General features: G+C 65.6%; 26 protein-coding genes. 7 read left to right on the top strand and 19 right to left on the bottom strand.

Annotation, left to right across the window (positions count from 1 at the left end):
• The first annotated feature begins 235 nt into the window (after window positions 1–235).
• The 3 genes from AC0L20_RS36565 to AC0L20_RS36555 all read left to right on the top strand — a co-directional run bounded on the left by AC0L20_RS36565 (window position 236) and on the right by AC0L20_RS36555 (window position 2890).
• Window positions 236–1531: an O-acetylhomoserine aminocarboxypropyltransferase gene (locus AC0L20_RS36565; RefSeq protein WP_473295211.1), complete on the top strand. Its 1296-nt coding sequence runs from the start codon at window positions 236–238 to the stop codon at window positions 1529–1531.
• Window positions 1532–1535: 4 nt separating this feature from the next.
• Window positions 1536–2318, top strand: coding sequence for an alpha/beta fold hydrolase (locus AC0L20_RS36560; protein WP_473295210.1), 783 nt, complete (start codon window positions 1536–1538; stop codon window positions 2316–2318).
• A 68-nt stretch (window positions 2319–2386) separates the two neighbouring features.
• Window positions 2387–2890, top strand: a complete 504-nt coding sequence (locus AC0L20_RS36555) for a DUF6496 domain-containing protein (protein ID WP_473295209.1) — start codon at window positions 2387–2389, stop codon at window positions 2888–2890.
• A gap of 12 nt (window positions 2891–2902) precedes the next feature.
• Here AC0L20_RS36555 and AC0L20_RS36550 read toward each other — a convergent pair whose 3' ends face one another.
• From AC0L20_RS36550 to phnG, 11 genes are all read right to left on the bottom strand, one after another.
• Entirely contained in the window at window positions 2903–3856 is a 954-nt protein-coding gene (locus AC0L20_RS36550) for an aliphatic sulfonate ABC transporter substrate-binding protein (protein ID WP_473295208.1), read from the bottom strand.
• Between the two features lie 21 nt (window positions 3857–3877).
• Entirely contained in the window at window positions 3878–4099 is a 222-nt protein-coding gene (locus AC0L20_RS36545; protein WP_456767361.1) for a hypothetical protein, read from the bottom strand.
• 489 nt (window positions 4100–4588) lie between these two features.
• Window positions 4589–5200, bottom strand: coding sequence for a pyridoxamine 5'-phosphate oxidase family protein (locus AC0L20_RS36540; RefSeq protein WP_473295207.1), 612 nt, complete (start codon window positions 5198–5200; stop codon window positions 4589–4591).
• A gap of 22 nt (window positions 5201–5222) precedes the next feature.
• Window positions 5223–5819 (bottom strand): phosphonate metabolism protein/1,5-bisphosphokinase (PRPP-forming) PhnN, encoded by a 597-nt coding sequence (gene phnN, locus AC0L20_RS36535; RefSeq protein WP_473295206.1) that lies wholly within the window; start codon window positions 5817–5819, stop codon window positions 5223–5225.
• Window positions 5816–6970 carry an alpha-D-ribose 1-methylphosphonate 5-triphosphate diphosphatase gene (locus AC0L20_RS36530; protein ID WP_473295205.1) on the bottom strand — a complete coding sequence of 385 codons (1155 nt, stop codon included), beginning with the start codon at window positions 6968–6970 and terminating at the stop codon, window positions 5816–5818. Before AC0L20_RS36530 ends, phnN begins: the two co-directional genes overlap by 4 nt.
• 11 nt (window positions 6971–6981) lie before the next feature.
• The gene (gene phnL, locus AC0L20_RS36525) at window positions 6982–7680 is read right to left on the bottom strand and encodes a phosphonate C-P lyase system protein PhnL (RefSeq protein WP_473295204.1); all 699 of its coding nucleotides are present in this window, start codon (window positions 7678–7680) and stop codon (window positions 6982–6984) included.
• 22 nt (window positions 7681–7702) lie between these two features.
• Window positions 7703–8500, bottom strand: a complete 798-nt coding sequence (phnK, locus tag AC0L20_RS36520; protein WP_473295203.1) for a phosphonate C-P lyase system protein PhnK — start codon at window positions 8498–8500, stop codon at window positions 7703–7705.
• On the bottom strand, window positions 8493–9389 hold the full coding sequence (locus AC0L20_RS36515; protein ID WP_473295202.1) for an alpha-D-ribose 1-methylphosphonate 5-phosphate C-P-lyase PhnJ: 897 nt from the start codon (window positions 9387–9389) through the stop codon (window positions 8493–8495). Before AC0L20_RS36515 ends, phnK begins: the two co-directional genes overlap by 8 nt.
• Window positions 9386–10489: a carbon-phosphorus lyase complex subunit gene (locus tag AC0L20_RS36510; protein ID WP_473295201.1), complete on the bottom strand. Its 1104-nt coding sequence runs from the start codon at window positions 10487–10489 to the stop codon at window positions 9386–9388. Before AC0L20_RS36510 ends, AC0L20_RS36515 begins: the two co-directional genes overlap by 4 nt.
• A gap of 2 nt (window positions 10490–10491) precedes the next feature.
• Window positions 10492–11100, bottom strand: a complete 609-nt coding sequence (gene phnH, locus AC0L20_RS36505; RefSeq protein WP_473295200.1) for a phosphonate C-P lyase system protein PhnH — start codon at window positions 11098–11100, stop codon at window positions 10492–10494.
• A gap of 4 nt (window positions 11101–11104) precedes the next feature.
• Complete coding sequence (phnG, locus tag AC0L20_RS36500) at window positions 11105–11569, bottom strand: phosphonate C-P lyase system protein PhnG (RefSeq protein WP_473295199.1); 465 nt, start codon at window positions 11567–11569, stop codon at window positions 11105–11107.
• A 119-nt stretch (window positions 11570–11688) separates the two neighbouring features.
• On the opposite strand from phnG, the gene phnF reads away from it, so the two are divergent.
• Window positions 11689–12417 carry a phosphonate metabolism transcriptional regulator PhnF gene (gene phnF / locus AC0L20_RS36495; RefSeq protein ID WP_473295198.1) on the top strand — a complete coding sequence of 243 codons (729 nt, stop codon included), beginning with the start codon at window positions 11689–11691 and terminating at the stop codon, window positions 12415–12417.
• A gap of 159 nt (window positions 12418–12576) precedes the next feature.
• On the opposite strand, the gene phnE (AC0L20_RS36490) is transcribed toward phnF, so the two are convergent.
• The 4 genes from phnE (AC0L20_RS36490) to phnC all read right to left on the bottom strand — a co-directional run bounded on the left by phnE (AC0L20_RS36490) (window position 12577) and on the right by phnC (window position 16191).
• Complete coding sequence (gene phnE, locus AC0L20_RS36490; RefSeq protein WP_473295197.1) at window positions 12577–13425, bottom strand: phosphonate ABC transporter, permease protein PhnE; 849 nt, start codon at window positions 13423–13425, stop codon at window positions 12577–12579.
• Entirely contained in the window at window positions 13422–14306 is an 885-nt protein-coding gene (phnE, locus tag AC0L20_RS36485) for a phosphonate ABC transporter, permease protein PhnE (RefSeq protein ID WP_473295196.1), read from the bottom strand. The genes phnE (AC0L20_RS36490) and phnE (AC0L20_RS36485) overlap by 4 nt, the downstream gene beginning before the upstream one ends.
• A gap of 76 nt (window positions 14307–14382) precedes the next feature.
• Window positions 14383–15318: a phosphonate ABC transporter substrate-binding protein gene (phnD, locus tag AC0L20_RS36480; RefSeq protein WP_473295195.1), complete on the bottom strand. Its 936-nt coding sequence runs from the start codon at window positions 15316–15318 to the stop codon at window positions 14383–14385.
• 63 nt (window positions 15319–15381) lie between these two features.
• Window positions 15382–16191 carry a phosphonate ABC transporter ATP-binding protein gene (phnC, locus tag AC0L20_RS36475; protein WP_473295194.1) on the bottom strand — a complete coding sequence of 270 codons (810 nt, stop codon included), beginning with the start codon at window positions 16189–16191 and terminating at the stop codon, window positions 15382–15384.
• A 183-nt stretch (window positions 16192–16374) separates the two neighbouring features.
• Here phnC and AC0L20_RS36470 point away from each other — a divergent pair, with 183 nt between their 5' ends.
• Genes AC0L20_RS36470 through AC0L20_RS36460 form a run of 3 tightly spaced genes read left to right on the top strand, consistent with a single transcriptional unit; the run spans window position 16375 to window position 18935 of the window.
• Window positions 16375–17046, top strand: coding sequence for a transferase hexapeptide repeat family protein (locus tag AC0L20_RS36470; protein WP_473295193.1), 672 nt, complete (start codon window positions 16375–16377; stop codon window positions 17044–17046).
• The gene (locus AC0L20_RS36465) at window positions 17043–18218 is read left to right on the top strand and encodes an alpha-D-ribose 1-methylphosphonate 5-triphosphate diphosphatase (protein ID WP_473295192.1); all 1176 of its coding nucleotides are present in this window, start codon (window positions 17043–17045) and stop codon (window positions 18216–18218) included. Before AC0L20_RS36470 ends, AC0L20_RS36465 begins: the two co-directional genes overlap by 4 nt.
• An 18-nt stretch (window positions 18219–18236) precedes the next feature.
• Window positions 18237–18935 carry a DUF1045 domain-containing protein gene (locus AC0L20_RS36460; RefSeq protein WP_473295191.1) on the top strand — a complete coding sequence of 233 codons (699 nt, stop codon included), beginning with the start codon at window positions 18237–18239 and terminating at the stop codon, window positions 18933–18935.
• A 154-nt stretch (window positions 18936–19089) separates the two neighbouring features.
• On the opposite strand, the gene AC0L20_RS36455 is transcribed toward AC0L20_RS36460, so the two are convergent.
• The 4 genes from AC0L20_RS36455 to AC0L20_RS36440 form a co-directional block, all read right to left on the bottom strand.
• Window positions 19090–20031, bottom strand: coding sequence for a dihydrodipicolinate synthase family protein (locus AC0L20_RS36455; RefSeq protein WP_473295190.1), 942 nt, complete (start codon window positions 20029–20031; stop codon window positions 19090–19092).
• Between the two features lie 124 nt (window positions 20032–20155).
• On the bottom strand, window positions 20156–22237 hold the full coding sequence (locus tag AC0L20_RS36450; protein ID WP_473295189.1) for a methyl-accepting chemotaxis protein: 2082 nt from the start codon (window positions 22235–22237) through the stop codon (window positions 20156–20158).
• A 134-nt stretch (window positions 22238–22371) separates the two neighbouring features.
• Window positions 22372–23142 (bottom strand): enoyl-CoA hydratase, encoded by a 771-nt coding sequence (locus AC0L20_RS36445; protein ID WP_473295188.1) that lies wholly within the window; start codon window positions 23140–23142, stop codon window positions 22372–22374.
• Window positions 23139–23588: a MarR family winged helix-turn-helix transcriptional regulator gene (locus tag AC0L20_RS36440; RefSeq protein WP_473295187.1), complete on the bottom strand. Its 450-nt coding sequence runs from the start codon at window positions 23586–23588 to the stop codon at window positions 23139–23141. The genes AC0L20_RS36445 and AC0L20_RS36440 overlap by 4 nt, the downstream gene beginning before the upstream one ends.
• Window positions 23589–23594 lie beyond the last annotated feature (6 nt).

Below are 23594 nucleotides of genomic sequence, written 5' to 3'. Positions count from 1 at the left end.
CCGCTTCACCTCTCCCCGCTTGCGGGGAGAGGTCGGATCGCTCTTGCGATCCGGGTGAGGGGATACAGGTCTCTCGACCATCTCGCGTGCGGAGAGAGGCCCCTCACCCCAACCCTCTCCCCGTAAGAACGGGGCGAGGGAGCGCACCGACGACACGGCGCTGTCAATGGGCTGACGTGGCACTCCGTTTTGTGGCACAAGAGCCGCCTCCGCCGACCGAGCAACGAGGCCACGCATGCCCGCGCCAAAACCGCCCGCCTTCGAGACCCTGAGCCTGCATGCGGGCCAGCATCCGGATCCCGCGACCGGCGCCCGCGCGGTGCCGATCTACCAGACCACGTCCTATGTGTTCCAGGATTCCGATCACGCTGCCGCACTGTTCAATCTCGAGCGCGCCGGTCACATCTATACGCGCATCTCCAATCCGACCACTGGCGTGCTCGAGGAACGGCTCGCGGCGCTGGAAGGCGGCGTCGGCGCGATCTGCACCGCGAGCGGCATGGCCGCGCTGCATCTCGCCATCGCGACGCTTCTGAGCGCCGGCGACCATATCGTCGCGTCGAGCTCGCTCTATGGCGGCACCATCAATTTGCTGGCGCACACGCTGCCGCGCTTCGGCATCACCACAACGTTCGTGAAACCGCGCGATCTCGACGCGTTCCGCGCGGCGATCAGGCCGAACACGAAGCTGGTGATCGGCGAGACCATCGGCAATCCCGGGCTGGAGGTGCTGGACATTCCAAAAGTCGCTTCGATCGCGCATGACGCGAAGATTCCGCTGCTGATCGACAATACCTTTGCCACGCCCTATCTCAGCCGTCCGATCGAGCTCGGCGCCGACATCGTCATGCATTCGGCCACCAAATGGATCGGCGGCCACGGCATCGCGATCGGCGGCGCCATCGTCGACGGCGGCCGTTTCGACTGGCGTTCATCCGGAAAATTCGGCGTGCTGACCGAGCCCTATGGCGGCTATCACGGCATCGTCTTCGAGGAGCAGTTCGGCACCGCCGCCTTCATCATGCGCGCGCGCACCGAAGGCCTGCGCGATTTCGGCGCCTGCCTGTCGCCAACCAATGCGTTCCAGTTGTTGCAGGGCGTCGAGACGCTCGGCGTACGCATGGACCGCCACATCCAGAACACGCATCTCGTGCTGGAAGCGCTGAAAGCCAACAAGGCGGTAGATTGGGTGCTGCATCCCTCGCTGGAGGACCACACGGACTACCAGCTGGCAAAGACATTGCTGCCGCGCGGCGCCGGCTCGATTGTCTCCTTCGGCATCAAGGGCGGGCGGCCTGCTGGCCGCAAGTTCATCGAATCGCTGCGCATGATTAGCCATCTCGCCAATGTCGGCGACGCCAAGACGCTGGTGATCCATCCGGCGTCAACCACGCACCAGCAGATGGACGCCGAGCAGCTCAAGGCCTCCGGCATCGGCGAGGAGCTGGTGCGGCTCTCGGTCGGCATCGAGACCGCCAGCGACATCATCGACGATCTCGCGCAGGCGCTGCGCATCTCGCAAAAGGTCTGACACCATGAAGCTCTCCGTCAACGGCGCCGAGGTGCTGGTCGCAACCGGCGGCTGCGACTTCGACAGATCCCTGCCCACGGTCGTCTTCCTCCATGGCGCCGGCTTCGATCATTCGACCTGGGCACTGCACACGCGCTGGTTCGCCCATCACGGCTTTGGCGTGCTGGCGCCTGATCTGCCTGGCCACGGCCGCTCGCCCGGACCGTCGCTCGGCGGCATCGCCGAGATGGCCGACTGGACGGCCGCCCTGCTCGATGCGGCCGGAGCGACGAAAGCGCATCTGATCGGTCATTCCATGGGATCGCTGATCTCGCTGGAGACGGCCGCACGTCATCCCGACAAGGTGTCCGCGCTCAGCCTGATCGGCACCGCCGCGACCATGACAGTCGGCCCGGATCTGCTGAAAGCGGCAGAAGCCAATTCGCAGGATGCGAACGACATGGTCTCGATCTGGGGCCTCGGCTTCAACGCCGAGTTCGGCGGCAGCCTCGCACCGGGCCTGTGGATGCATGGCGGGGCGCAGGCCGTCTTGAAACACTGCGAGCCGGGCGTGCTGTTCCGGGATTTGTCCGCCTGCAATGCTTACGCGAATGCGCTTGCCGCCGCCGGGAGCGTGAAGGTGCCCACGACGCTTATCCTCGGCGAGCGAGACATGATGACGCCGGTGAAGGCCGGCAAGGCACTCGCGGCGGCGATCCCGCATGCGAAGACCGTCGTGGTGCCGGGCGCCGGCCACATGATCATGGCCGAACGCCCGGATGAACTGCTCGCTGCGCTACGGAACTGACAGGATCAATCGTCCATCTTGCGCGTTGCGGTCAGATATCCCTGTGAATTCCAGAGGGAACTGGACCCATGCCAAGACAGGAAGTCATTCGCAAAGCCAAGCGAGACAAGCGTGCCGGCAAATCGGCAAGCACGCAGGCCGGCGAATTCGTCAAGGACCAGATCGACAAGATCCGCAAGGGCAAGCATGGCGCGCGCTCGACGAAACAGGCCATCGCCATCGGCCTCTCGGAGGCGCGCCGCGCCGGCGTCGATCTGCCGCCGCCGCGCAAGGGACGCGTCAAGAAGGCGACGCGTCGCAGCGCCAAATATGCCTATGAAGTCGGTCAGGGCAAGCGCACCGCGAAACGCCGGCCGCGCGTGTCGCGGGCGGTCGAAAAGGTTTTGAAGAAGGAGCCGCGTTCGACCGCGTCGCGTAGCGCACTGTCGAAACAGGGCAAGCGTGCCGCGAGCCAGCGATCAGCCGCGTCGCGTTCAGCCACCGCGCGCAAGGCGAGCCGCACCAAGGGCGCCAAGGCCCGCTCCACCGCCGCAAAGAAAGCGGCACGCACCAGGGCGCGCCGCCGCAGTTGAGTCTCGTCCTGCTTAGGAACCCGGCGTCCACTTCCAGACGATGTCGGACACGTTGACCGGCTTCGGGATCAGGCCCAGTTTTGCAAAATGATCGGCGACCGCCTGCTGGCTCTTGGTCACCTCTGCATCCAGCGGCACCACGCGATAGGTGGAGCGGTTGACGAAGCGCCTGACAGCTTCGATGTCGACGCCGGTTGCCTCGGCCTGGGCCTTCGCTACCTCCTGATGGTGAGATTCCGCCCACACGCCTTCGGAGGCGAAGCTCGCGTTGAGTTTTGCCACCAGTGAAGGATACTTCTCCACGAAGTCCGTGCCGGCGATGTAGAAAGCGTTCGGCTTGTGGACCTCCTTGTCGAAGACGATGACGCGGGCGCTCTCCTTCAACTCAGCGAGCGCCAGATACGGATCCCAGATTGACCAGGCATCGACCGAACCCTTTACAAACGCGGCCGTCGCATCGGCCGGGGCGAGCGGAGCCGGCGTAATGTCGGACCAGGAGAGACCGGCCTTCTCGAGCGACGCGACGAGGAGGTTGTGCGCACTCGATCCCTTGGCAAACGCAACGCGCTTGCCCTTGAGGTCCGCGAGCGATTTGATCGGCGAATCCTTCGGAACGATGATCGCCTGAGTGTCGCCTTCCGACTTCACCGCTGCGACGTAGCGGATCCTGGCGCCGCCGGCTTGGGCGAAGATCGGCGGCGTATCACCGACGAAGCCGAAATCGACACTGCCGACATTGATCGCCTCCAGCAACGGCGGACCGAACTGGAAGTCGATCCATTTGATCTCGATGCCGAGCGGCTTAAAGGCGCTCTCGAGCGTTTGACGCTGGCGAACCGCCGGGAAGAAGCCGCCCTTCTGCGTACCGATGCGGATTTCCACCGGCTTGTCCTCCGCGCGCGCCGGTGCGGCTAAGGCGGTCGCGAGCAGCACCGTCATTGCGAGAATGTGTCGACGATTGATCATGACGTGGTCCTTTCGGTGGAATCAGTTGGCAAGCAGTGGAGAATTCGCGCGCCGGCTCCGCTCGGAGAATACGGCGCGGGCGGCGCGCTCCGCCTCGCGCGCCGAGCGGAACTGGCGACCTTCGAGGCTGTCGAACAGACGCTCGGAGGAGAAGAAGCGGAAGCCGCGCGTATCCTTCGTGACGATGCCGGCGGCGCGGTCATGGATTTCGATGATGTAGGCATTCGATTGAATTCGGGACATGACTGCTCGTTCGCCGGGATCTCGGCGTTCCTGTCTCGGGATTGCTGGGTGAGGTGCTGCTAGGAGGCGGCGGTCAGCAACAACAACAGGCGCCGGTGGCCGCCGAGAAACAGCGCCACGTCATGCACGCAAGCATGTCGTTCCCGTTGCGCTGGTGATCGGTTCTCATATCGCGGCTTTGACTCGAGGAGCAGTTTCGATGCGTCGAATATCGAGCGTTTAGCGCGATCGGTCAATGAAATGGCTATCCATAATTGCCAGTGGCGCGCATCGGCACGTCTCCGGAGGGAAGCGACGGCAGACGGATTCAACTGGCGGCAAGTTCTTCCCTTCTCCCCTTGTGGGAGAAGGTGGCGCGAAGCGCCGGATGAGGGGTTGCCTCGGCGAATCCTGAAGCAAGAGAGTCGCGTGCGGAGAGAGACCCCTCACCCGTCTCGCCGCTGTTGCGGCGAGCCACCCTCTCCCACAAGGGGAGAGGGTAAGAGAGAGCTACCACATCGTCGCGGCGGCGCGCTCCGGCCAGGCGCGGTCATACTCCGCGCCGCCGACCTTGTTCTCGCTCATCTCGGCGAGGATCTGGCCGGGCGTCGGCAGCGACTTGGGGTCCACGCGCTTGTCGGGATTCCAGAGATCGGAGCGGACGATCGCGCGGGCGCACTGGAAGTAGATTTCGTCGACCGTCATCACCATCACACTGCGCGGCGCCTTGCCTTCGACCTTGAATGAGGCCAGCAGCTCGGGATCGATGGAAAGATGGGCCCGGCCGTTGGCTCGGACCGCATTGCCGGAGCCGGGGATCAGGAACATCAGCGACACCCTGGGATCGCGCACGATGTTGCGCAAGGAATCGACCCGGTTGTTGCCGCGGCGGTCCGGCAGCATCAGCGTCTTCGGGTCGTGAATGCGGACGAAACCGGAGACATCGCCACGCGGCGAGCAGTCGATCCCCTCGGGTCCGATGGTGGCGAGCGCGGCGAACGGCGCCTTTTCGATGAAGACGCGATAGAGCGGGGTGACGTGGTCGGCGACTTTCACGGTCGAGGCGTCATTGGTGACGCCGTAGATGGCCTCCAGCTGCTCGACGGTTTCGATCACCGACATTCCAGTCTCCTTCTTGCGCCGGCTATTCGTGCCAGCCTTGATTCCTGATCACGCGCAGAAGCTGGCGGCCGTGATACTCCGCGCTGCCCGCGTTGAGAATGGTGACATCCGCCTGTGCCGATGCGTTCTCGACGCTGCGCGTCAGCCGGTCCGCGATATTGCCGTCGCTGTCCCGGGCGCGGGCGGCAAGCCGCTGCGCCAGCACATCCGGCGGCGCAGTGATCACGACCACCACGACGTTTGCATAGGTCTGACGTAGCGCGCCGATCACCGTGCGCGAAACATTGGCCACGACGGCGCGTCCGGCACGAATATCGTCGTTGAGGTCGCGCGGCAGCGCGTAGGAATGCCCATGCGCCTCCCAATGCACGGCGAATTCGCCATGCTCGCGCGCGCGACGGAATTCGTCAGGGCTCACCGCGACATTGTCTTCGTCGGCGGAGGATTCGCGGGTCACGACACGGCGCGGAAAGACGATGTCGTGGTCCTCGATGCATGCTGCCCGCGCCAGCCGCAGCAGCGTGTCCTTGCCGGCACCGCTGGGACCGACCACGAGCACGAGCCGCCCGGGCCCGATCGCGCCCGCCGTCTGTCCCGCCGAGGTGACGGTCTCGCTCATGCGACACGGCTTCCTTCGCGCCAGACGCTGCGGACGGCGGGGACGCTGCCCGCAACATGCACGCGGATCAGATCGGCACGCTTGCCGACGGCAATTTCACCCCGGTCGGACAGGCCGACCGCCTCGGCGGGCGCTTTCGTCACGGTGCGGATCGCCGCCGCAAGACTGATGGCGGGCACATGCTCCGGCAAATGCAATGCAGCCATCAAAAGGCTCGAGGGAATGTAATCCGACGACAGGATATCGAGCAGGCCTTCGCGGGCGAGATCGACGGCGGCGATGTTGCCGGAATGCGAGCCGCCGCGCACGACGTTGGGCGCGCCCATCAGGATGTCGATGCCGGCCTCGTGCAGGCCGCGCGCGGCCTCCAGCGTGGTCGGGAATTCCGCGACCGAAACGCCATCGCGCACGGCGTCCACGACGTTCTCCTCGGTGGTATCGTCATGGCTCGCCAGCGGGATCTTGTACTTATGTGCCAGCGCCACGATCTCGCGCATGTTGGTCGCGGCGTAGGCCTTCTGATATTCGAAGCGCTTCGCGAACAGCTGGTCGAGCTCGGCATCGGTCTTGCCGCCGCCCTTGCCGCGATAATAGTCGCGCAGCTTGCCTTCGTCGCGGAACTGGCGCTGGCCGGGGGTGTGGTCCATCAGCGACATCAGCCGCACGTCGGGACGATCGATCAGCTCCCTGGCCTCCTCGACCACGCTCGGCATCGGGATTTCACAGCGCAGATGCAGGAAGTGATCGGCACGCAGCAAATTGGCGTCGCGCGCGGTCGTGATCGCGGCGGCGAGCGTGCCGGCGCGGCCGTCGACTTCCTCGGCGCCGTCCTCGCGCCAGACCCGGAGCGAGTCGAACACCGTGGTGATGCCTGAGGTCGCGAGCTGGCCGTCATAGGAGACGACGGCAGCGACCGGATTCCAGAACACTTTTGGCCGCGGCACGTAATGCGCCTCGAGGTGATCGGTGTGGAGCTCGATCAAGCCGGGCATGATCAGATCGCCGCCGGCATCCTCTGCCCCCGCAGGCGCCCTGCCCTCACCGATCTCGGCAATACGTCCATCGGCGAGAGCAAGCCAGCCCTGCTCGATCACCCGCTCCGCCAGCACGATCCTGGCGTTGGCGATCACGATGTCCTTCTTGGCGTTCATGTCCATTTCCTTCAGGCCGCGGCGGCGAAGCTAGTGACATCGACGATGCGGTCGGCAATCTGATGACGGATTTCGTCGTCATGGACAATGGCCACCATGGCGACGCCCTGGCGCTTCTTTTCGGCGACCAGCTCGACCACGACGGCGCGGTTGGCGGCGTCCAGCGAGGCGGTGGGCTCGTCGAGCAGCAGGATCGGCAGATCCGAGATGAAGCCGCGCGCGATGTTGACGCGCTGCTGCTCGCCGCCGGAGAAGGTCGCGGGCGGCAGCTGCCAGAGCCGCTCGGGGATGTTGAGCCGATGCAGCAATTCGCCGGCACGGGCTTGTGCCTCCGCGCGCGCCAGGCCGTTGACGATCAGGGGCTCGGCGACCACGTCGACGGTGGCCACGCGCGGCACCGCGCGCAGGAATTGGCTGACATAGCCGATAGACGCGCGGCGGATGTTGAGGACCTGCCGCGGCTCGGCAGTGGCAAGATCAACCAGCGCGCCGCGATGGCGAATGCCGATGCGGCCCGAGTCGCAGCGATAATTGCCGAAGATCATCTTCAGGATCGACGATTTTCCGGCGCCTGATGGCCCCGACAGCACGACGCATTCGCCCGGGTTGACGTGGAAGGTCACACCGCTGACGACGGGCAATTCGATGCCACCTTGCAGGTGCATCGTGAAGGTCTTGTTGGCGTCGGCGACGTCGATCATGGCGGTCATTGGAAAACTCTTCCTGGAAGGCTCATGGCGGCAGAATCGAGGAGACGAGGAGCTGGGTGTAGGGCTCGCGGGGATCGTCGAGCACCTGGTCGGTGAGGCCGGTCTCGATGACGCGGCCGCCCTTCATCACCATCACCCGGTGCGACAGCAGGCGCGCGACCGCGAGATCGTGGGTGACGATGATGACCGCGAGATGCAGCTCGGCGACGAGGCTGCGCACGAGGTCGAGCAGGCGGGCCTGAACGGAAACATCGAGGCCGCCGGTCGGCTCGTCCATGAACACCAGTCGCGGCTCGGTGACGAGGTTGCGGGCGATCTGGAGCCGCTGGCGCATGCCGCCGGAATAGGTCCGCGGCGCATCGTCGATGCGTGCGATGTCGATCTCGACGCGGGTCAGCCAGTCCGACGCGGTATCGCGGATGCGGCCGTAATGATTCCACCCCACCGCCATCAGCCGCTCGCCGACATTGGCGCCGGCCGAGACGGCCATGCGCAGCCCCTGGGCGGGATCCTGATGAACGAAGCCCCAATCGGTACGAAACAGGAAGCGCCGCTCGGCCTCGCCCAGCGTGGCGAGATCGCGAGCGACGCCGTCGCGCATCCGATATGACACTTGGCCGCCGCTGGCCGCAAGCTGACCCGACAGCAGCTGCAGCAGCGTCGACTTGCCCGAGCCGGATTCGCCGACGATTGCCAGCACTTCTCCGGGATAGAGCGCAAAGGACACATCGCGGCACGCCTCGATACGGCCATAGGATTTGCTGAGGGACTTTGCGACCAACAGCGGCTCGTCGTTCTCGATCATGTCTTGATCAGCCATTCGATGCCTCCTGCGCCTTGTCCTTGTACGGCGCGGCGCTGAGGCTGCCGTGATGGCCGGCGGCCTGGCGTCCCTCGCAATAATCGGTGTCGGAGCAGACGAACATGCGACCGCCCTTGTCGTCGGTGACGATTTCGTCGAGATAGGAATTTTCCGCGGCGCATAGCGCGCAAGGCGCGTTGAAGCGATAGGGCTCGAAGGGGTGGTCCTCGAAGTCGAGCGACACGACTTGCGTATAGGGCGGGATCGCATAGATCCGCTTCTCGCGGCCGGCGCCGAACAATTGCAGCGCCGGGCAATTGTCCATCTTGGGATTGTCGAATTTCGGCGTCGGTGACGGGTCCATCACATAGCGCGCATTGACCTTCACCGGATAGGCGTAAGCCGTCGCGATGTGGCCGAAGCGGGCGATGTCCTCGTACAGCTTCACATGCATCAGCCCGTATTCGGCGAGTGCGTGCATGCGCCGCGTCTCGGTCTCGCGCGGCTCGAGGAAGCGCAGCGGCTCGGGGATCGGCACCTGATAGACCAGCACCTGATTTTCGTGCAGCGACGTCTCGGGAATGCGGTGACGGGTCTGGATCACGGTCGCATCTTCAGTCGCGGTCGTCGTGGCGACGCCGGCGGTCTTGGCAAAGAATTTGCGGATCGAGATCGCGTTGGTGGTGTCGTCGGAGCCCTGGTCGATCACCTTCAGCACGTCCTCGGGCCCGAGGATCGCGGCGGTGACCTGGACGCCGCCGGTGCCCCAACCATAGGGCATCGGCATCTCGCGGCTGGCGAACGGCACCTGATAGCCGGGGATCGCGATCGCCTTGAGGATCGCGCGGCGGATCATCCGTTTGGTCTGTTCGTCGAGATAGGCGAAATTGTAGGCGGGCGCGTTCATTCCGCGGCCTCCTTCATGGCGTCGGGCGCATTGGCGTCAGCGAATTCCTTGCGCAGCTTGCGCAACAAGCCGAGCTCGGACTGGAAGTCGACATAGTGCGGCAGCTTCAGATGCTCGACGAAGCCGGTCGCCTGGACGTTGTCCGAATGCGACATCACGAATTCTTCGTCTTGCGCAGGGGCGAGTGCCTCTTCGCCGAGCTCGCGCGCACGCAACGCGCGGTCGACCAGCGCCATCGACATGGTCTTGCGCTCGCTCTGGCCGAAGGCGAGACCATAACCGCGCGTGAAGCACGGCGCTTCGGTCGCGGAGCCCTTGAACTGGTTGACCATCTGACACTCGGTGAGTTCGATCGAGCCGAGCGGCACGGCGAAGCCGACGTCTTCGGCCGAAAATTCGACCTCGATCTCGCCGAAGCGGATTTCGCCGGCGAACGGATGGTTGCGGCCATAGCCGCGCTGGGTGGAATAGCCCATCGCCAGCAGAAAACCTTCGTCACCACGCGCGAGGTTCTGCAGACGCAGATCGCGGTCCGCCGGAAAATTCAGCGGCTCGCGGGTGAGATCGCCGACGCTCGCGCCCTCTTCCGCTTGCGGCGAGAGCTCGATCAGGCCGTCGCGGCCGAGGATATCGGTCACGCGCGGCGTTGGCACCGTGGAGGCTTCGGCCGTCGCTGGCGCTTCCGGCACAAAGCCTTCGGCGAGGGAGGGATCGAGCAGGCGGTGGGTATAGTCGAAGGTCGGGCCGAGAATCTGGCCGCCGGGAATGTCCTTGAAGGTCGAGGACACCCGCCGCCGCACCCGCATCGCGCCGGTCTCGACCGGCTCGCTCGCGCCGAAGCGCGGCAGCGTGGCGCGGAAGGCGCGGACCAGAAAGATCGCCTCGATCAGATCGCCGCGCGCCTGCTTGATGGCCAGCGCCGCGAGCTCGCGGTCATAGAGCGATCCTTCGCTCATGACGCGGTCCACGGCGAGGCCGAGCTGCTCGGAGATTTGATCGAGCGTGATTTCCGGCACGCTTTGGTCGCCGCGCCGCGCACTGGCGAGCAGGCGATGGGCGTTCTCGATGGCGCGTTCGCCGCCCTTGACTGCGACATACATAGCTAGCTTCCCTTGCTCACGACACGCGTGGTGCGCGGGATCGCAACCACGGCGTCATCGGCGACCAGCACCACATCGATGCCGCGCGGAAACAGCGTTTCGTTGACGCGCAGGCGATTGAACAGGTCGAACGGCTTGATCGAGGCCTTGAGCGTCGCGACACCGTCGATGCCGGGACCGCGCAGCTCGAAGCCGCGTCCTCCGTCCAGGCTCTCGACTTGAAGGATCAATGTGGTGGACCGATCCGGATATTCGCTGGTGCCGAGCGCGAAGCGCTCGAGCGAAGGCAGCGCTCCGCCGTCGCTGATCAGGGCGAAGCTTGCGATGGAAGAATCCTGCACCACCGGCGCGCCGGTGTGGAATTTCAACCATTTTGTCACTTCGGCGCTTTCCGACATGCGCGCATCGAGCCAGAGCGGTGTGTCGTGGTCGAACAGCGTCAGCGCGATCGCGGCCGTGCCGCGCATCATCGTGTGAGGCGCGCCTGATGTCGGCACGATGCGCTGGACCGATCCCGGCCGCGCCATCGCGTCCATCACCGAACGAAAGGTCGATTGCGCCGACAGCACCTTGTCGGCGAACCCCGGCGGCAGTTCCGCAATCGTGGTCATGATCTCACCCTTCACCGCGCACCATGGTGTAGAAATCAACCTTCGTCGCGGCGGTCTCGGCCGCCACCTGTTTGCGCTTGATCATCAGCTGCTCACGCAACGGTGCGATAATGTCCCGCTCCACCGCGGCGCCGAAATCGCTGGACTGCACCAGCGCATCGCACAGCGCGATCAGCCGCGCCTTCTCGCCGTCGCGACCAAGCGTGTAACCGAAACCGACCTCGCCGCTCGCAAGCCGCACCGCGGCGCGCGACACCGTCGCTTCGCCGAGATTGAACGGCGCGCCGTCGCCGCCGACCCGGCCGCGCAGCATGACGAGGCCGTTTTCCGGCGCGCGCAGATCCTGATGCGCCGGCAAAGCGAGTGCGCGGAGGCGAGCGGCGATCTCGCCCGCCTCCGCGTGCGCCAGCACGGCCATTGCGGCCTTGCGCTGGGCTTGCTGATTGTTGTGCTGGGTCACCACATCCACCGAAACTTTCTGCAGAACTTGCCGAATCCAAGTTGTCTATGATACTAGACAACTTGATACCGGAGCGCCATGACTGTTTCGTGACAAAGGCGTGATTTCTGGAGTAGCTTCCCGGCCACATGAGCATGCAGGACACAGCCTCTTCCGGCGTCGCGTTGTGGCGCCTCGTTGCCGACGGCATCGAGCGCGGCATCGCCGACGGCCGCTTTGCGGCGGGCGACAAGCTGCCGGGCGAGGTGGAGATCGCCGAAACCTATCGCGTGAACCGCCATACCGTACGACGCGCGCTGGCCGCGCTTGCCGAGCGCGGCATCGTGCGGGCCGAACGCGGCAGCGGAACCTATGTCGAGGCGCAGAAGCTCGCTTATCCACTGCGCTCGCGGACCCGTTTCTCCGAGATCGTCGGCGCGGACGGCCGCGAACCGCATGGCCGCTTGATCGAAGCGTCCGATGATGTCGCGACCCGCGAACTCGCGCGGGAGCTCGGTCTCAAGGCCGGCGCACCATTGGTCCGGATCGAGGCGATGCGCCTCGCCGACCGCACGCCGATCTGCGTCTCCACGACGTGGCTGTCGGCGCAGCTGTTCCCGGGCGCGGGCGACGTCTTTGCCGCGACCCGCTCGATGACGAAACTGCTCGAGCATTACGGCGTCCGCGACTATCGCCGCGGCGCGACCCGGATCACCGCCGGCATCGTCGACGCCACCGACGCCGCACGGCTCGATCTGGCGCTGGGACGGCCGATCCTGGTGGTCGATGCCACCGACCACGACCTCGACGGCAAGCCGCTGGTCACCAAGCATTCGCGATTTGCCGCAGAGCGGGTGGAATTTCTGGTGGAGTCGTAGGGTGGGCTGCTTGTTCTCCCTCGCCCCGTTCTTGCGGGGAGAGGGTTGGGGTGAGGGGCTGCCTCCACAATCACCGTAAGAGACGGACTCGCGGAGAGTCCCCCTCACCCGCCGCGCTGCGCGCGTCGGGCTCTCCCGCAAGCGGGGAGAGGCGAAGACCTACGCCACTGCCCTTCGGCCGATGATGGCGAAGCGGAGTTTTCCCGAGACGAAATCGATCGCGGCGACCGCGACCAGGATCATCAGGATCAGGAACGATACCTTCTGCCATTCCAGCACGCGGATCTGCTCGGCAAGCTGGAGGCCGATGCCGCCGGCGCCGACGATGCCGATGATGGTGGCCGAGCGCGTATTCGACTCGATGAAATAGAGCACCTGCCCGGCGATCACGGGCAGGACCTGCGGCAGCAGGCCGAAGCGAATCTCGTGCAGCGCACTGCCGCCGGAGGCGCGGATGCCTTCGACTTGCTTCTGGTCGGCGCCCTCGATCGCCTCCGAGAACAGTTTTCCAAACGCGCCGAAATCGGACACGGCAATGGCGAGCACGCCGGCAAACGGGCCAAGCCCGACCACGTTGATCCACACCAGCGCCCAGATCAGCGTGTCGACGCCGCGGATCGAATCCAGAAAGCGGCGGATCGGAAAGCGCAGGAGCTTCGACGGCACGACGTTACGCGCGGCAAGAAGACTGACCGGCAGCGCGAACAGTGCAGCCAGCGTCGTGCCAAGTAGCGCGATCGACAGCGTCTCGCCCAGCGCCTTCAGATAGATCGGCAGCGACGAGCCGGGATCCGGCGGGATCATCATCAGGCTGATCCAGCCGAGCTGGCTGAGGCCGGCGACGAACCGCGAGGGCGAGAAATCGAGATCGACCAGGCCATAAATCAGGATCGCGAGCGCCGCGACGATCATCGCCGGCATGGCGAGCCGCGCCGAGGCCGGCCGGTCGAACACATCAGGGTAGCGCGTGCGAAGCGCGGCGGTGTCGATCTCCTGCGGCCCCGTCACGTCCGCGCCTCCTTGCCGAACAGACGGCCGCGCAGCCAGCCGGTGCTGATGTCGATGATGAAGACCGTGACGATGATGGTGAGCAGGATCGCGCTGACGTCGGAGTAATAGAACTTGCGGATGGCGACGACGAGCTCCTGGCCGATGCCGCCGGCCCCGACGAAGCCCATCACGGAGGCCTCGCGAACGTTGATCTCGAAACGCAGCAGCGCGTAGCTGGCATAACCTGCGGTGACCTGCGGCAGGATGGCGAAGCGCATGCAGGAGAGCCAGCTCGCGCCGGTCGAGCGGACGCCTTCGACCGGCTTCATGTCGGCGTTCTCGACGATCTCGGAGAACAGCTTTCCGAGCGCGCCGGTGGAGTGAATCGCAATGGCCAGCACGCCCGCCATCGGTCCGAGTCCGAAGGCGATCACGAAGATCAGCGCAAACACGATGCCGGGCACCGTGCGGGCGAATTCGAGCAGACGCCGCACCACGAAGCGCAGCCAGGGCGCGGGCGAGGTGTTTTCAGCCGCGAGGAAGTTCAGGCAGAATGCAAAAGTCGCGCCAATCAGCGTGCCGACATAGGAGATCAGCAGGGTCTCGCCCAGCATCTTCAGCCATTTGCGCCAGCCCCAGAGCCACTCGCCGGCATCGGTCCAGACCCGCTGTCCGCTGTCGAGTGTGAGGATGCGGTCGAAATAGCTGATGAAGTTGCCGTAATGGGTGAACAGCGTGCGCAGATTCACTTCGGCGCCGATGGCGGCGAGGAGCAGTGCAGCGGCGAACACCACGGCTCCAAACAGGAGTCGGAGCCGCTTGCGCGCGACCGCCTGGCGATAGGCGGCGTTGAGCACGGCGAGCTGCTGCTCGGGGAGGATCGAAACCGCGACGGTCATCTGATCAGGAAAGGTGGTCGATCAAAGAGAAAGAGCCGGGTCCATCGACCCGGCTCCAGTGGCATCGTCCCGAAACTCAGGACGCCTTCTTCTTACGCAGCGCATCGACGAACTTGATCAGCTCGATCGTGCCATCCCAATCCTTGGTGGTCGCGGGATGAAAACCCTTCTTCTGGCCGTCCTGGAGGCGATCGAACGCAGCCTTGTCCTTGGCCGGCGCGTCGAAGAACGCCTTCGCGATCGCGGCCTTGGCCTCTTCCGGCAGATCGGAATTGTACGCGTAGGGGCCGTTGATGATCGGCGCCGACTTGTGGATGATGCGGAAATCGTCCTTCTTCATCGCCGAGCCGTCGGCATTCTTCAGCATGCCCTTGGTCAGCATCTGCGCCAGGGTTGAATCGTCGTCGCTGGTCCACTGGTTGGCGGCGACGTCGACCGTGCCCTGCGCCAGCGCCAGGATTGCGTTCTCATGGCTGCCGGTGAAGACGACCTTGCTGAAATAGGAGTCGGCATCCGTGATGCCCATCTTGTCGAGCTCGAAGCGCGGCACGTTGTTGCCGGAGGTGGAGTTCGGGTCGACTAGGCCGAGGTTCTTGCCCTTGAGCTGGTCGATGCTCTTGTAGGCGCTGTTCGCCTTGACGAAGAACACGGAGTAGTAACCGGTGGAGCCGTCGGAGTTGATGTCGTTGGCGAAGGCGTCGGTCTTGACGCCGGTCAGGCGGGCGCGGGCGAACGAGGCCGAACCATAGCTCGCGATATGAATGTTGCCGGCACGCTGGCCTTCGATCACGGCCGCGTAGTCGTTGGCGATGCGCAGCGTGACCTTCACGCCCAATTCCTTGGAGAGATAGTTCATGAACGGCGCCCAGCGCTCGGTGACGCCCGAGGCGTTTTCCGCCGGAATGACCGCGAAGGTCAGTTCGGGATATTTGGCTTTCCAGTCCTCGGCGGAAGCTGAAGCCGTGAACGCGAGCGCGGCGGCGCCGGCAAGAATCAATCTGCGAGTAATCATGATAGCCTCTTCATTGGTTGAGGTCGGTTGACGCAAAACTGGTGAGTCCTGATGCGGCGCCGCTCAGGCGGCGGCCGCCGTTCCAAGCGCCGGAATGCCTTGTCGCACCGGTGCAGGCGTGCCGCCCATGACATCGGCGGCTTCGAGATCGTAGAGCTCGCGCGCAACGTGCTCGGTCAACTCGGCCGGCGCGCCGTCGAACACCACGCGCCCCTGCGCCATACCGATCAGGCGGTCGCAATAGCTGCGCGCCAGGTCGAGCGAATGCAGATTGCAGAGCACGGTGATGCCGAAATGCTTGTTGATGCGCAAAAGCGCATCCATCACGATCTTGGTGTTGCGGGGATCGAGCGAGGCGATCGGCTCGTCGGCGAGGATGATGTCGGGCTGCTGCACCAGCGCGCGGGCGATCGCGACGCGCTGCTGCTGGCCGCCGGAGAGCTGATCGGCGCGCTGGGCTGCGAGCGGGGCGATATCGAACTGTTCGAGCGCGGACATCGCCAGCGCCTTGTCCTGCTCGGGCCAGGTCTGCGACAACGAGCGCCAGGCCGGCATCGTCGCGAGCCGTCCCATCAGAACGTTGGTGAGAACATCGAGCCGGCCGACCAGATTGAACTGCTGAAAGATCATCGCCGAGCGCGCCCGCCACTGCCGCAGCTCCTTGCCGCGCAGCGCGGTGACGTCGAGGCCGTCGAACAGGATGCGGCCCTGCGAAGGGGTCGCGAGACGGTTGATGGTCCGCAGCAGGGTCGACTTGCCGGCTCCGGACCGTCCGATCACGCCGACGAAGCCGCCGGGAGAGACTTGAAACGAGGCATCGTCCACCGCGGCTTTCACGCCGAAGCGACACGTCAGACCATCAACCACCAGCATGCAGGGCTCCAGAGTAGCTGGGACCCACCGCTAACGCCGGCGCTTGACACTTGTGTGACACGGACGTTGCGGTGCGGCGATCCTACACACGTCATCCCCAGTTCATCCCCTGTCATCGTGTCGTCATGACATTGTCATCAAGCCACTCGAAGAGAAACGCCCGCCCTCTCGTTCGGATGCAACATGGCCGCCAAGACTCTTTCGGTCCAGCCGACCATCGATCCCTCGGCGAAGCTGCACGACACCAGGCTTGGGGCCTACACGGAGGTCGGCGCCCGCACGATGCTGCACGAGGTGACGATGGGCGATTACTCCTATGTCGTGAACGACGCCCAGATCACCTACACCACGATCGGAAAATTCTGCTCGATCGCGGCGATGACACGGATCAATCCGGGCAATCACCCGATGCACCGCGCCACGCAGGCGCACTTCACCTATCGCTCGAGCGCCTACTTCGAAGGCGAGAGCGACGACACGGAATTCTTCGACTGGCGGCGCCAGCATCACGTCCATATCGGCCATGACGTCTGGATCGGCCATGGCGCCATCGTGCTGCCGGGTCGCAACATCGGCACCGGCGCGGTGATCGCGGCCGGCGCCATCGTCACCAAGGACGTGCCGGCCTACACCATCGTCGCCGGCAATCCGGCGCGCATCGTGCGGCGGCGGTTCTCGGAAGACGTCGCCGGACGGCTCGCCAGCCTCGCCTGGTGGGATTGGGATCACGACAAATTGCGTGCAGCATTGCCCGATTTCCGCAAGCTCGGGATTGAAGATTTTCTCTCGACGTATGAAGCACGAGGAAGTTCTCTCAACAGTCCTCATGGCAGCAAATCAAGCGCGGTCGCGTGACAGACATTTTCCTTGAGGGCGGCCGGACCCTGATCGGCTCCGAGCTCGTCGAAACTTCTCTTGCCCTGTCCGGAACGGACATCGCAGAGATCGATGCGTCTCGCGGCCGGACGCGGCTTGCGATCGACGCGCGCAACCTGCTGGTCCTGCCGGGCATCGTCGATCTGCATGGCGATGCCTTTGAGCGGCAGATGATGCCGCGCGCCGGAGTCGATTTTCCGATCGACGTGGCGCTCGCCGATAGCGACCGCCAGGCCATCAGCAACGGCATCACGACTGTGTTTCACGCCACGACCTGTTCGTGGGAGCCGGGCCTGCGCAGCGCCGACAATGCGCGCGGCCTGATGGAGGCGATCGAACGGCTGCGCCCGCAATTCGCGGCCGACACCCGCTTTCATCTGCGCCACGAGACCTACAATCTCGATGCCGAAACCGAGATCAGCCAGTGGCTCGCTGAGGGCCGCGTCGACCTGTTCGCCTTCAACGACCACATGGACGGCACGGTGGGGGACATGGCCAAGCCCCGCAAGCGCACCGGCCTGTCGAGCGAAGATTTCGACCGGCTGGTCGGGCGTGTGCTCTCCCGCGCCGGTGAAGTGCCGGCTTCGGTGTCGCGGCTGGCCGCGACGGCCCGCGCCGCCGACGTGCGGATGCTCTCGCACGACGATGCGACGCCGGTGATGCGCGAGGGCTTTCGCGCCATGGGCGTGGCGATCGCAGAGTTTCCGATCAACGAGGAGACGGCGCGGGCGGCGGCAAGCCATGGTGACGCCATCGTCTACGGCGCGCCGAACGTCGTGCGCGGCGGCAGCCACACCGGCTGGACCAAGGCATCCGACATGATCGCCAAGGGGCTCTGCTCGGTGCTGGCCTCGGACTACTACTATCCCGCGCAGCTGCTCGCTGCGTTCCGCCTCGCCGCCGATGGCGTGCTGCCGCTGACGCAGGCCTGGAACCTGGTCTCCGCCGCGCCCGCGCGCGCGACCGGTCTTGCCGATCGCGGCGTGCTCGCGGAAGGCCGGCGCGCGGACATTCTGCTGGTCGACGACAACGTGCCGCTGCGGCCGCGGCTGATCGCCGTGATATCGGGCGGCAAGCTCGTGCATCTCACCGACGCGACGCGGTTGCTTGGCATGGCAGCTACCCCGCGCGAAGCTGTCGTCGCGGCATAAACCCGCTATGCTCGGACGATGACAAGTTTCCCCCGTTACGCGATCTATTTTGCTGCAGGCAGCGACAGCGCCCTCTCCCGCTTCGGCGCGGAGTTGCTCGGCTACGATGCCTATACCGGCAACGAGCTACCCTTTCCCGCCGAGGCAGCGCGTCTCGCGCCGGACTGGCGCGACATCACCGCCGATCCCCGCAAATACGGTTTTCACGGCACACTGAAGGCGCCGATGGCGCTCGCGCCTGGCAGGACAGAGGCGGAGCTCTTGGCGGCCTGCGCGGCCTTCGCCGGCGAGGCGCGGACGATCCCGGTGATCCGCCCGGTCGTCGATGCCATCAGCGGCTTCATCGCGGTCATTCCGGCCGAGCCGGTCGATGCGCTCCAGGAGCTCGCCGCCGATTGCGTCCGCGCGTTCGACGGCTTTCGCACCGCCCTGACGGCGGAAGATCGCGCGCGTCGCAGGCCCGAGAAGCTCAGCGAGCGGCAGCGCGTCTATCTCGATCGCTGGGGCTACCCGTACGTGATGGAGGAATTCCGCTTCCACATGACGCTGACGGGGCGGCTGGACGCTGAGCGTCGCGGGCCGATTCTGGAGATGCTGCGGACCAAGTTCGCGACGCTCCGTCTCGACAGGCTGGCAATCGATCGCATCGCGCTGTTCAGGCAGGACGAGGTCAACGCACGGTTTCGCATTGTCGGCGAGTCGATGCTGGCGAGATAGGCGAACGCTCGCGCGTCATATTCAATGTCGTCCCGGCGAAGGCCGGGACCCATAACCCCAGGGAGGGGTTATGGGGCGGGCTGGTAACTCCGAGTCGTCGTCAAACTCTATTTCGCGGTTATGGGTCCCGGCCTTCGCCGGGACGACGGAGGGGTTACTTCCCCCACCGCAGCGCCAGCGCATCGCGCTCCTTGGCGAGCTCCAGCAGCCCTGCACGCGTCGCCGGATGCAGCGGTTGCAACGGATGCCGCACCGTGTCCGACTTGATCACGCCGCCGGCCTGCATCATCGCCTTGCAGGCGATCAGGCCGCATTGGCGGTTTTCGTAATTGATCAGCGGCAGCCAGCGTTCATAGGCGGCTTTCGCCTCCTCACGCTTGCCGGCGAAATAGGGATCGACGATCTGGCGGATGCCGTCGGGATAGCCGCCGCCGGTCATCGCGCCGGTGGCGCCTGCATCGAGATCGGCGAGCAGCGTGATCGCTTCCTCGCCGTCCCAGGGACCCTCGATATCACTGCCGCCCGCCTCGATCAGGCTGCGCAGCTTTGCAGCCGCGCCCGGCACCTCGATCTTGAAATAGCGGATGTTGGCGAAGTCGCGCGCCAGCCGCGCGAGCAGTTCGACCGACAGCGGGGTGCCGGCGACAGGCGCATCCTGGATCATGATCGGAAGTTTGATCGCGGCCGACAGCACCTTGAAGAACTCGACCACGCCTTTCTCGGGCACGCGGAAGGTTGCGCCGTGATAGGGCGGCATGACCATGACCATGGCGGCACCGGCCGCCTCGGCCTGCTGGCTGCGCGCGGCGCAGACGGCGGAGCTGAAATGAGTGGTCGTGACGATCACGGGAACGCGGCCCGCGACATGCTCCAGCACCGCATGCATCACGGTCTTGCGCTCGGCATCGGTGAGCACGAACTGCTCGGAAAAATTCGCGAGAATGCACAGACCGTTCGAGCCTGCGTCGATCATGAAATCGATGCAGCGGCGCTGTCCCTCGAGGTCGAGCTCGCCGCGCGCGTCGAAGATGGTGGGTGCGACCGGGAACACGCCGCGATAGGGGCGCTGGGCCTTGTGTTGGGGCGTGACCGGCATCGAACTCTCCATCCCTGATATCTCTTACATCTGCCGCGACGCTCGCGCAGCCTCACAGATGTACCCGCCGCGTGCATCGGCGGCAATGCCGATCGCGCGACGGTGGGACGGAAGATTGTCGAAGCTACGCGGTCCTCACCGCGCCCAAAAAGCCCTCGACCGCCACGCGGAGACGATCGGCGTCGGCGGACATTTTCGACACGGACACCGACAGCACCGAACCGGCATTGCCCGTCTCCTGGTTGAGCCTGGCGACGCTGCCGATGGTGTCGGTGACCTCGCGGGTTCCCTGCGCGGCCTGCTGGAAATTGCGGGAGATCTCGGTGGTGGCCGCGCGCTGCTGTTCGACCGCGGCCGCGATCGCCGTCATCTTCTCGTCGATGCCGCTGATCGCTCCGCCGATCGCGCGGATGGCACTGACGGCCTGGCCGGTGGCGCCCTGGATCTCCGCGACCTGGCGGGAGATCTCTTCCGTCGCCGTCGCCGTCTGCGAGGCGAGGCTCTTGACCTCGCCGGCGACCACGGCGAAGCCGCGGCCGGCCTCGCCCGCGCGCGCGGCTTCGATGGTGGCGTTCAACGCCAGCAGATTGGTCTGTCCTGCGATGGCGTTGATCATCTTCACGACCTCGCCAATGCGGCCAGCGGTCTGATCGAGGATCTCGACCGTCGCATTGGTCTGCGCTGCCTGCGACACGGCTTCACGGGCCTCGCGTGCGCTGGCCTGCACCTGCGCGGAGATCTCGCCGACGGACGCCGAGAGTTCTTCGGTCGCGGCCGCGATGGTCTCGAGATTATTGGTGGCCTGCTCGGCGGAGGAGGAGACCGCTGCGGTCTGGCTGCTCGATTCCGAAACCAGTGAGCGGACGTCGGTCGCGGTGGCGTCGAGCTCCTTCGTCGACGCCGCAACGCTGTGAATGACGGCCTGCACGGTGTCGTCGAAACTGCGGCAGGCTGCATCGACGGTACCGGAGCGGGCGAGCTGGAGCGCCTGCTGCGATTCGCGCTCTTGGCCCAGGCGTTCCGCGGTCGCCGCGCTCTCGCGAAGGCTTTCGAGTGCGGCCGCCATGGTGCCGAACTCGTCGGGATACCTGGATTGCGGAACGGGCGTCGCGTAGTCGCGGGCGCTGATCTTGGCGATGGCGTCCAGAATGGCACGCACCGGGCGCATGAGGCGGTTGCGGACCACGTACACGCCGGCCAGGGTCACGGCCAGCGCGAGCAGGAACGCGAGCGACTGCACGACGAGATTGGTGAGCGCCTTGGCCTGCACGGTCTCCGCCCGCGCGATCGACTGGTCGAGCGCCTTGTTCGCCACCGCGACAATGGACGCGAAAGGTGCCTGACACAGCGTATTCCATTCCGAGGCGGGCATCGCGGGCTTGCCGCTGCCGTCGAAATTCTTGGTGAGGTCGCCGATCTGCTTGAGGGCACCGTCGGTCTTGGCCTTCGCGTCCGTTGCCGCCGTCACGAGCTCCGCCGCCACGTCCGGCGCAGCCAGCAACTCGGACATGCCCGCCCAGCCGGAGGTGATGGTGCCATCCCATTGCGCCACTGACCGCTTCTGAGCGTCGTCGAGCGGCTTGCTGCCGTTGACGTTGGAGCGAAGGGACGAACAATGGATTCCATAGCGATCGCGCACCTGCCAGGCGAAGCGCCGGACCTGGATCATGCGGGCGATGAAGGGGTCGTTCATCCAGGCACGGTTCGACACCGCGGTGGACGCGAGGTTGGCCGTTTCGATCACCTTGGTGACGGCATCGTACCAGGAATTGGTCCGCTCGATCTTGCGCTCCGCGCGCGGGCGCTTGGCTTCGTCGTAGAACAGCTGGAATTGCGGCGAGGCGGCGCTCCAGCCCTGCTTCAATGTGCCAGCGAGTTCGTCGCGGCGGGCGAAATCGACGGTGGCGAGCGCTGCGCCGATCGCGTCATAGCCGCCCTGCTCGGCCTTCTCCGCCGCCTCGAGTTTTGCCCGCGGGTCGTCCTCGCCGAGGATCGCGCTCTGCGCATCGCCGCGATTGTTGCGCAGCGCCAGCACGCCATGGAAGATCGCCTTGTCGGCGGCGGCAAGCCGCGCGGTCTCGAGGCTGTCGCTATAGCGGCCGAACGCCCCGACCATCTGGATCGCCGTGGAGGCCAGCGCACCCGCGGCCAGCAGGGCCATCAAGGTCAGGAGAAGCGAACTTACCGATTTCTTAAACATTGCCATGGTGTCGGGGGCCTGGGTCGGGGGCCTATTCTTTCGAGCGCCACCTTGCCCGCGACATGCCAATGTTCCGTTAAGGTTTTAATCGAATTGCCGTGAGTTTCCCGGCCCGGCAAACCTTCCTGCAGCCCCGGATCTCACGCAACCTTGGTGAAATCCGGCGGGCGGCGCTCCGCGAACGCCGTGAAGGCCTCGCGCGCCTCGGCGGTGCGCAGGCGCAGTCCGAACTGCTCGCCTTCGGCATTCATCTGCGCGACCAGCGCCTCGCCGTTGCGCATCAGTTTCTTGGTGGCGGTGAGCGCGCCGGCCGGCTGACGGGCAAGACGCTGCGCCAGCGCAAGCGCTTCGGCATCGAGCTTGTCGAGCGGCACCACGCGGTTGGCGAGCCCCCACTCCAGGGCGGACTTGGCCGGCACCGTCTCGCCCAGCGCGAACATCTCGTAGGCCCGCGCGTGGCCGATGCGCGCCGGCATCAGCAGGCTGGAGGCAGCTTCCGGCACCAGCGCAAGGCTGACGAAGGGCGTCGACAATTGCGCGTTGTCGGCGAGCACGACGAGGTCGCAATGCAGCAGCATCGTGGTGCCGACGCCGACGGCGCGGCCCTGCACCGCCGCAACCAAGGGCCGGGTGCAGCGCGCCAGCGACTGGATGAAGCGCACGACGTTGCGGCTTCCTTCCGACTTGCCCGCTGCGACCGCGGCGAATTCGCCGACGTCGTTGCCGGCGGTGAACATGTCGCCCTCGCCGCGGATCAGGATCACGCGGGCCGACGCATCGGACCCGGCGGATTCGATGGCATCGGCGAGCTTGCCGTACATCGCATCCGTCAGCGCGTTCTTCTTGTCGGGGCGCGCCAGCGTGAGCGTGAGAATTCCGCCGTTGTTCTCGATCCGGACTTGGTCAGTCATTCGTTCGCTCCTCTTGGGAATTTATCCTGAATGCTCGTCAGCCAGCGCGCGACGATGTCGATCTCCGCGCCGGTAAATCCTTCCGTCAATGCCGCATTGACCTTTCCTGCGCTGGCCTTCGCCTGCGCCAGCGCCGTTCGCCCCTTCGGCGTCAGCCAGACGCGCCAGGCGCGACCATCCTCGTGATCCGCGCGCCGCTCGACCAGTTTAGCCGCCGCCGTACGGTCGACCAGCCCCGAGATGCCGGCCGGCCCCATGTCGAGCGCCGCGCCGGCCTCGCCCATCAGGACGCCGTCCTGCTTGCCGAGGATGAACAGCAGGCCCGCTTGCGCCGGCGTGACCTCGCTCGAAGGCTGCGCCGCCATCCAGCGCTGCACGCGCCGTTGGGCCACGCTCAACAGGTAGATCAGCCGATGATGCCCCGCGCCGGCTTTTTTATTTCGCATACGAAA

Source organism: Bradyrhizobium sp. Kon58 (assembly GCF_055807455.1).
This window is presented reverse-complemented; position numbering and strand designations above follow the sequence as displayed.